Origin of the sequence: Scandinavium sp. M-37 (assembly GCF_043558715.1) — a bacterium.
Lineage (GTDB): Bacteria > Pseudomonadota > Gammaproteobacteria > Enterobacterales > Enterobacteriaceae > Scandinavium > Scandinavium vulneris_A.
The window spans coordinates 1-525 of the sequence record NZ_JBIGIN010000107.1 but is presented as its reverse complement, the minus strand read 5'-3'; the positions used below and the strand labels follow the sequence as shown (position 1 = coordinate 525).

The 525-nt window shown below is 58.9% G+C and carries 1 protein-coding gene; it reads left to right on the top strand.

The features are described from left to right. On the top strand, window positions 1-525 hold a 525-nt coding region (locus ACG0Z5_RS23905), incomplete at both ends, for a type VI secretion system baseplate subunit TssG (protein WP_394451671.1).

Genomic DNA, 525 nt, shown 5'->3' with positions numbered 1-525 from the left:
AGGCTGTCGAATATGACGAGGATGATGACCGCAGGCCACCACTCATCCGCACGACCTTTATGGGGATGTACGGTGTTGATTCCCCCTTACCAACGGCGTACCTCGATGACATCACCCAGCGTCGCGAAGGGCACGAGGCATTGCAGGGCTTTCTGGATATCTTCAGCCACCGCATCCTGACGCAGTTTTACCGCATCTGGCGAAAATACTCGTACCCGGCCACTTTCGAACCGGGAGGTGCCGATAACATCTCTCAGGCGCTGCTGGGGCTGGTGGGGCTGGGTATACCGGGCACCGCAGAGCACATTGCCACCCCGGTTTCCCGTTTTCTGTCGCTGCTTGGTGTGCTGCAACAGCCCGGTAAAACCCAGGAGGGGATGCAGGCCCTGGTGAGTTTGCTGGCACCCGATACCACAGTGCAGGTCAGTCCGTATTGCCTGCGGCCGGTGGAGGTCAGTCAGCCGCTGGGCTTTTACGGTGATGACGATTTTCTTCTGGATGGCAACACGCCGCTGGGTGAAGAAG